The 8498-nt window shown below is 68.9% G+C and carries 6 protein-coding genes; all 6 read left to right on the top strand.

What is annotated here, in order from left to right; all coding sequences use genetic code 11:
- Positions 1–101 precede the first annotated feature (101 nt).
- The gene (locus Q0C41_RS27620; protein ID WP_291989566.1) at positions 102–2300 is read left to right on the top strand and encodes a TonB-dependent receptor; all 2199 of its coding nucleotides are present in this window, start codon (positions 102–104) and stop codon (positions 2298–2300) included.
- Between the two features lie 185 nt (positions 2301–2485).
- Positions 2486–3592, top strand: coding sequence for a hypothetical protein (locus Q0C41_RS27615; protein ID WP_291989565.1), 1107 nt, complete (start codon positions 2486–2488; stop codon positions 3590–3592).
- Complete coding sequence (locus Q0C41_RS27610; protein WP_291989564.1) at positions 3589–5055, top strand: MBOAT family O-acyltransferase; 1467 nt, start codon at positions 3589–3591, stop codon at positions 5053–5055. The genes Q0C41_RS27615 and Q0C41_RS27610 overlap by 4 nt, the downstream gene beginning before the upstream one ends.
- A gap of 28 nt (positions 5056–5083) precedes the next feature.
- Positions 5084–5335 carry a hypothetical protein gene (locus Q0C41_RS27605; protein ID WP_291989563.1) on the top strand — a complete coding sequence of 84 codons (252 nt, stop codon included), beginning with the start codon at positions 5084–5086 and terminating at the stop codon, positions 5333–5335.
- Positions 5336–5360: 25 nt separating this feature from the next.
- Entirely contained in the window at positions 5361–8156 is a 2796-nt protein-coding gene (locus tag Q0C41_RS27600; protein ID WP_291989562.1) for a 2-oxoglutarate dehydrogenase E1 component, read from the top strand.
- A gap of 7 nt (positions 8157–8163) precedes the next feature.
- A partial coding sequence (locus tag Q0C41_RS27595) for a biotin/lipoyl-containing protein (protein ID WP_291989561.1) occupies positions 8164–8498 on the top strand: 335 nt, incomplete at its 3' end.

Genomic DNA, 8498 nt, shown 5'->3' with positions numbered 1-8498 from the left:
GTTTCCGGTTCATCATGGACCGGGCCGAAGAGGCTGAGGAACTGGACGTCTAGGCGCGTGGTTGCAGGCGCGCCAGCTCGAGCGTAAGGTTGCGTGAGCCCATGACATGTCGCCCGTTGACCGGCCTGCTGTTGGGGCTGCTCCTGTGGAGCGGTTCCGCGTCACCGACCGTCGCGCAAGCGCCCGCCTCCCCCCCGGCGCAGCCGCAACCGCCGCCTCAGCCCCCACCGCCGGTCGAGGCTGAGGCGCAGGCATCGCAGAAATACGAAGAGGAAGTCATCGTCAGCGCCTCGCGGACCGAGCAGGCCCTCGTCAATGCGCCGGCGACCGTCACGTTGATCGACAGTCGCGCGATCGAGAACTCCCCCGCCACCAACTACGCCGAGTTGCTGCGGGCCGTCCCCGGGCTCAACGTCACGCAGACGTCGGCACGCGACATCAACCTCACGTCACGATCGGCCACCGGCACACTGGCGACGTCCCAGCTCGCCCTCGTGGACGGGCGCAGCATCTACCAGGACTTCTTCGGCTTCGTCGCGTGGGACTTCCTGCCGATGGATCCCCAGGAGATCAAGCAGATCGAGGTGATTCGTGGTCCGGCCTCGGCGGTGTGGGGGGCCAACGCCCTCACCGGGGTGGTCAACATCATCACGAAGACGCCTCGCGAGCAGCAGGGGTCGGCCTTCGCGCTGAGCGCCGGTCTGTTCGGGCGCCAGGCGATGGATGTGGATCGCGGCAACGGGGCGCTGTTCTCGGTCTCGGCCAGCCACGCGGCCGCGGTGAACGACCGGTGGGCCTACAAGGTCTCCACCGGGTACTACCAGCAGGACGCCATGGCGCGTCCGACCGGGCCGATTCCCAACGGCACCGGCACGATCTATCCCGGGTTCGCCAACAGCGGGACCCGGCAACCGAAGTTCGACGCGCGGCTCGATTACGACCATCCGGACGGGCGGCAGCGCGTGGTGATGCAGGGGGGATTCTCGGGCACCGAGGGCATGATCCACACCGGCATCGGACCGTTCGACATCGACCGCGGCACGTACCTGGCGTATGGCAAGGTGAACTATTCACGCGGAGCGACGCGCCTCAACACGTTCGTCAATCGCGTCGATGGCGCCGCCACCAACCTGCTCGCCGTGGGCGTCGATGGTCGCCCGATCCCCTTCCTCTTCAAGAACACCACCATGGACGTCGAGGCGGGGCATGTCGCCACCTGGCGGAACCGTCACGTGTTCAGCCTGGGCGGCAACTTCCGCTACAACGCCTTCGACCTGTCCCTGGCGCCGCGCGAGGACTCGCGCACCGAGGGCGGCATCTATGTGCAGGACGAGATCTTCCTGGCGCCGATGTGGCGATGGGTGGTCGGCGGCCGCGTCGATGCGTTCTCGGTGCTGGACGGACCCGTCGTGTCGCCGCGGACGACGCTGCTGTTCAAGCCCGCCCCGGCGCACACGGTGCGGGTGTCGTACAACCGGGCCTACCGGGCGCCCTCGCTGGTCAACAACTTCCTCGACACGGCGATCGTCAACCAGCTGGATCTCGGCGCCCTCAATCCGGCGCTCGCGGGCCGTGTCTACAACTTCCCCGTCGCGGCCGTCGGCAACGAGACCCTCGAGGAGGAGTCGCTCGATGCGTACGAGATCGGCTACTCGGGCGTGATCGCCAACCGCGCGACGGTGAGCGCGGCCGTCTACGTCAACGACAGCCGGAACGCGATCTTCTTCACGCAGAACGGCTCGTACCGCGCCGCCACCCCGCCGCCGGGATGGCCGCTGCCGCCGGCGGCCCTCGAACTGATCCTGCTCTCGGGTCGCTTCGGTCCCGGCAACGGCCTGCCCGCGTCGTTCACGTACCTCAACTTCGGCAAGGTGCGCCAGAAGGGGGTCGAGCTCGGCGTCGATACCGACGTCACCCGCACGCTGACGGCTTTCGCGAACTACTCGTTCCAGCCGACGCCCGAGCCGTCCGGCTTCGACATCTCGGAGTTGAACATCCCGTCCCGCCACCGCGTCAACCTGGGCGCGAACTACACCGGTGCGCGGATGATCGGTAACCTCTCGATGAGCTATGCCAGCGACGCCTACTGGCAGGACGTGCTCGACTCCCGCTACCACGGGACCACCGAGGCCTACACCCTGGTCAACGGCACGGTCGGCTATCGGCTCAGCGATACCTTCACGGCATCGCTGAAGGTGCTCAATCTCTTCAACCAGGAGATCCAGCAGCACATCTTCGGCGACGTGATGCGGCGTCAGGTGGTCCTGGAAGTCCGGATGCGCGTCGGCGCGAGGCCGTAGCCGTGGGCGCCCGCAGGCGGATGCGGCCGGTCAGCCGTTCGGCGCGGGATCGGTGGTCAGCGGTGTGGCGACGCCGGACAAGTCCTGGCTCTTCGCGGAGGGCGCGACCGGCGTGGCACTGGCGACCCGCTTGCCGGATCCCCCGGGATGATGCCGTCATCCCGTTCTATACTTTTCGGCCGTACGTGACCGAATCGCCCCTGCCCGCTCCTGCCCCCCACGAGTTGCCTCGCACGCCGCCGGCCGAATGGTCGACGCGAGGCGCATGGCGTCTCGTGGCCATCCTGGCGGTCGCGCTGGCGGTCCCGCTGATCTGGCACCCCGTCATGGCCCGGTTGTCGAGCCGGGCGGTGGAACCCAGCTACCTGCCGGCCCTCGAAGCGTCGCGTGAGCGCATCGCGTTCCGCCCCGACCCCATCACGGACCTGCAGCGGCTGCGGCCCTCCTACGTCTTCATCGGCGACTCGATGCTCGGTACCCGCATCGATGCCGGCTATCTCGCCGGCCTGCTGGGGCAGGACGTGGCGATGCTGGCGCGGGCCGGCACCGGCTCGGCCTACTGGTACCTCAGCTTCAAGAACTATCTGGTCGCCAGCGGCGAGCGGCCGAAAGTGACGTTCTTCTTCTTCCGCGACCTCAACATGACCGACCCGCTGTTCCGGCTCACCGGGCCGTTCCGCTGGTCGCTGGACGAGGTCGCCCAGCCCGAGGAACCGGCGCTCAACGACGTCATCGCCTCGCGCCGCCAGGGCGCGTGGTTCCGGGTGCACGGAGCCGTCAATCGCGCCTACAACGTCGATCGCGCCAACGCCTGGATGGAACGGCAGTTGTACGACTGGCCGACGCGCCTGTGGACCGACGACGAGCCGGCGCGCCGCGCCTGGCTCGAGACGATGACGTTCGAGACGATGGGGCTCGAGCGCCTGCGACCGATGACCGACGCCGACGTGCAGGCCACGGTGGACGCCGAGGCGGACTTCGCCCGCACCATGCCGCAGTCGGTGCTGCCGCTGATCATCGACCTGGCCAAGCAGCACGGCATGAAGGTCTGCTTCGTGCGCGTCCAGCGACGCCCCGTCGGCAACACGCCGCCGGCGCAGTCACCGCGCATGCAGGAATACATGCGGGACTTCAAGGCGTACGTCGAAGCCGAGGGCATGTTCCTGCACGACGACACGGGCGATCCGATGCAGACCCTGGCGATGTACGAGGACGGCGATCACATCGGGCGCGCGCACCGGCAGCGCTACACGCGGCAGTTCCGCGCCACCCTGCACCCGCTGTTCCGATGACCTTCCACTCGCTCGATTTCCTCGTCTTCTTCGTCGTCGTGACGACCGTCTACTGGCGGCTGTCGCACGGCGCCCAGAACTGGTTCCTGCTGGTGGCGAGCTACCTGTTCTACGGCTGGGTGACGCCGTGGTTCTGCCTGCTGCTCGGCGGCACGACCCTCGTGGACTGGTGGGTGGCGCAGAAGATGGACCCGGCCGCGCCCGCGTCCGGCACGCGGTGGAGCCGACGCACCTGGCTGGTCGTGAGCCTCGTGTCCAACCTCACGGTGCTCGGCTTCTTCAAGTACTTCAACTTCTTCATCGACAGCGTGCAGGCGGCGATGGCGTCGGCCGGGCTCGAAGCCTCGCTGCCGGTGCTGCGCATCGTGCTGCCGGTCGGGATCTCGTTCTACACGTTCCAGAGTCTGAGCTACACGATCGACGTCTACCGGGGACGCCTGCGCGCGAGCGGGTCGCTGCGCGACTTCGCGCTGTTCGTCGCCTTCTTCCCGCAGTTGGTGGCCGGGCCGATCGAGCGCGCGGAGGCCCTGTTGCCGCGCGTGCAGCACCCGCGCGTGTTCAACCTCGTGGTCGCCCGCGACGCCCTGGTGCTGATGGCCTGGGGCTTCTTCAAGAAGCTGGTCATCGCCGACAACGTCGGCATCATCGCCAATCGGGTGTTCGCGATGAAGGACCCCGGCTTCGAGATGCTGTGGGCCGGCGTCTTCGCCTTCGGGCTGCAGATCTTCGCCGACTTCTCGGCCTACACCGACATCGCCCGCGGGTGCGCCCGGTGGCTCGGGTTCGACCTGATGAAGAACTTCGAACACCCGTACCTGGCGCTCTCGCCGTCCGACTTCTGGCGGCGCTGGCACATCTCGCTGTCGTCGTGGTTTCGCGATTACCTCTACATCCCGCTGGGCGGGTCGCGCCGGGGTCTGCCGCGCACCCTGGTCAACATCCTGATCACGTTCGTGATCTCGGGCCTGTGGCACGGCGCGGCCTGGAACTTCGCCCTGTGGGGCGCCTACCACGGCCTGCTGCTCGTGGGGGAACGCACGTGGGGCGCGCTGCGCGGGGTCGGACGCCATCCGGGGCGGCAGCGCGTGCCCGCCTGGCGCGTCGTGCCGCAGTGGGCCCTGATGTACGTGCTGGTGCACATCGGCTGGCTGCTGTTCCGCGAGGCCGACGCGGCCATGCTCTGGCGCGACCTCACCCTGGTCCCGGGCACCGCGCCGCTGGCTGAGCGGCAGGCTGGCCTCTATCTGTTCCTCGTGGCCTTCACGCTGTCACTGCCGCTGTGGGCGCACAGTCTGTGGACGGTCTGGCAGGGCCGGTCCTACTCGGATCGTCCGGTGGTCCGCGAGGCCGAGGTGCCGACGCGGACGATCGTCTGGCAGGCGCTGGCCGTGGGCGTGATGTTCGCCACCATCCTCGTGCTGCGCAGCCGGACGTCCCTCGACTTCATCTATTTCGCCTTCTAGGCGGTCCCGGCGGTCGCCTGTGCACGGCATGTTCCGTCCTCTCGTCCTCGACGCCCTCGCCGGACACGGCCTGCGCCCGACGCCCGACACGCCGGTGGACCTCCTGCGCGCGCAGGTCAACGACCTCTACCGGTACGAGATCCGCCAGCTGCGAAGCCGCCTGATCGCCGGCGACATCGCCAAAGCCTCCTACGCCGGCGCCGTGCGCACCCTGCGGCTGCGCTACCTGTTGCTGTCACTGCCGAAGGACCAGTGGCGTTCTCCTGCGCCGCCCTGCTGATGCTGCGATAGAATCTGAATTCCGTATGGGTGGATGGAACGAGTTTCAGGGTCTCAATGCCGGGTACGTGCTCGAACTCTATGACCGGTACCGGCAGGATCCCGCCGCCGTGGACGCGCAGACGCGCGCCTACTTCGAGCAGTGGACGCCGCCCGACGATCCGTCGGCGCCGGTGTCCGGTGCCGGTGCCGGCGTCGATCTCCGCGCCGTCGTCGGTGCGGCGACGCTCGCCGAGTCGATTCGCCGGTACGGGCATCTCGGCGCGCAGATCGACCCGCTGGGTTCGCGCCCGACGGGCGATCCGTCGCTCGCCCCCGAGGGGCACGGCATCACGGACGAGCAACTGCGCGGCCTGCCGGCCAGCGTGGTGAGCGGGCCGCTCGCGGAGGGGCAACCCAACGCCGCCGCGGCCATCACGGCGCTGCGGCAGGCGTACTGCACGCGCACCGGCTACGACTTCGCCCAGGTGTTCGTCCCCGAGGAGCGCGAGTGGCTCCGCCTGGCCGTCGAAAGTGCCCGCTTCCGGCCCCCCATCGCCCCCATCGACGCCGACGCCCTGCTCGACCGCATCACCGAGGTCGAGACCTTCGAGCGGTTTCTCCATCGCACCTTTCCGGGCAAGACGCGGTTCTCGGTCGAGGGCCTGGACATGCTGGTGCCCATCCTCGACACGGTCATCAATGGCGCCAACGAATCCGGCCTGCGCCATGTGCTGATCGGCATGGCGCATCGCGGGCGGCTCAACGTGCTGGCGCACGTGCTCGGCAAGCCGTACGCGCAGATCCTCGCGGAGTTCAAGGACCCCGTGATGGCGCGCACGGGCTACCGCATCGACCTCGGCTGGACCGGCGACGTCAAGTACCACGCCGGCGCCCTGCGGCAGTTCGATGCCGATACGCAGGTCTCGATGGCCCCGAATCCGAGCCACCTCGAGTTCGTCAATCCGGTGATCGAAGGCATGGCGCGCGCGGCGGGCACGGAGGCGGGCCGGCCCGGCGGGCCCGTGTTCGACGCCGACCGCACGCTCCCGGTCCTGATCCACGGCGACGCGGCGTTCCCCGGGCAGGGGATCGTCGCCGAGACGCTCAACCTGTCGCGCCTCGATGGCTACACGACGGGCGGCACGATTCACATCATCGCCAACAACCAGCTCGGGTTCACGGCCGTGCCGGCCGAGTCCTACTCCACCTCGTACGCCAGTGGGCTGGCGCGCGGCTTCAAGATCCCGATCGTCCACGTCAACGCGGATGACCCGATCGCGTGCATCGAGGCGGCGCGCATGGCCTGGGCCTATCGGGCCCGGTTTCAGCGCGATTTCCTCATCGACCTGGTCGGCTACCGCCGCTACGGGCACAACGAGGGCGACGAACCGGCGTTCACGCAGCCGCTGATGTACCAGAAGATCGCGAACCATCCAACGGTGCGCGAGCAGTGGGCAGCCCACGTCGAACAGACGACCGGGCGCACCGGCATCGCGCAGCCGCTCGTCGACCAGCGGATGAAGGCGCTCGAGCAGGTCTACGAGCAGCTCAAGCCCGAAGAGGCGATCGTCAATCCGATCCCGGAGCCGCCGCCGGCCGGGGCGGCCCGGCAGGTGCGCACGTCGGTGCCCCTGGCCGATCTGCAGGCGATGAACGAGGCGCTGCTGACGCGGCCGGAGGGCTTCACCGGCCATCGCAAGCTGGATCGCGGCCGCGAGCGGCGCAAGAGCGTCTTCGACCAGCCCGACGAGCGGTCGATCGACTGGGCGACCGCCGAGGAACTCGCCTACGCCAGCATCCTGGCCGACGGCATTCCGATCCGCCTGACCGGCGAGGACGTGCAGCGCGGGACCTTCAGTCACCGCCATGCGGCCTTCCGCGACGTGGAGACGGGCGCCATCGACATCCCGCTGCAGCGCCTGCCGCAGGCGAAGGCGAGCTTCGAGATCCACAACAGCCCGCTGAGCGAGAACGCCACCATCGGGTTCGAGTACGGCTACAACGTGCAGGCCCCGGACCGGATGGTCATCTGGGAAGGCCAGTACGGCGACTTCATCAACGGGGCGCAGGTCGTGCTCGACCAGTTCGTCACGTCGGCGCGCGCCAAGTGGGGCCAGACGCCCTCGCTCGTGCTGCTGCTGCCGCACGGCTACGAGGGGCAGGGCCCCGAGCACTCCAGTGCGCGTCCCGAACGCTTCCTCGGGGCCGCGGCCGACATCAACCTGCGCATGGCCAACTGCACGACGGCCGCGCAGTACTTCCACCTCCTGCGCCGACAGGCGCTGCTGCTGACCACCGATCCGCTGCCGCTGATCGTGCTGACGCCGAAAAGCCTGCTGCGGCACCCGCTGGTCGCGTCGACGCCCGCCGAACTGGCCGAGGGCGCCTGGCGCCCGGTGATCGATGACGACGAAGCCAGGACCCGGGCGCGCGACGTGCGACGCGTGGTGTTCTGCAGCGGCAAGGTCTACGTCGACCTCGTGTCGGCCGAGCAGCGGCAATCGGATCGCCAGACGGCGATCTGCCGCATCGAGCAGCTCTACCCCTTCCCGGCCGACGAGGTCGAGGCCGTGATTGCGGGGTACCCCAACGCCGACGACATCGTGTGGCTGCAGGAGGAGCCCCTGAACATGGGGGCGTGGGACTTCTTCCGGCCCTGCTTCGAGGAACTGCTCGATGGGCGTCTGCCGGTGCGGTATCTCGGTCGTCCGCGGAGCGCGAGCCCGTCCGAGGGGTCCCTCGGCTGGCACATGATCAACCAGAAGATGCTGGTGGCCGAGGCGTACGCCCCCACCGCTCCCGCGCCGCGCGCTGCGCGCCGGGTCAAGGCAAAGGCATAGAGCACACATGGCCGCACAGGTGGTGGTCCCCCAGCTCGGCGAATCGGTGGTCGAAGCGCGTGTCGCGCGCTGGCTCAAGAAGGAAGGCGACGCGATTGCCGTCGGTGATCCGCTCGTCGAACTCGAAACCGAGAAGATCGATCTGGAAGTGAACGCCGATCAGGCCGGCGTGCTGGGCAAGATCCTGCGTCAGGAGGGCGAAGACGTGAAGGTCGGCGAGCCCCTGGCCTCGATCGAGGCCGGCAGCGGCGCACCGGCCGAGGCCGCGGCCCCAACGGGCGCGGCGCCACCGCCGGACGCCCCCGCGTCAGCCACGCCCGCGCCGCCGGAGGCGATCACGCC

Origin of the sequence: Luteitalea sp., assembly GCF_022842525.1 — a bacterium.
In the GTDB taxonomy this organism is placed as follows: domain Bacteria; phylum Acidobacteriota; class Vicinamibacteria; order Vicinamibacterales; family Vicinamibacteraceae; genus Luteitalea.
This window is presented reverse-complemented; position numbering and strand designations above follow the sequence as displayed.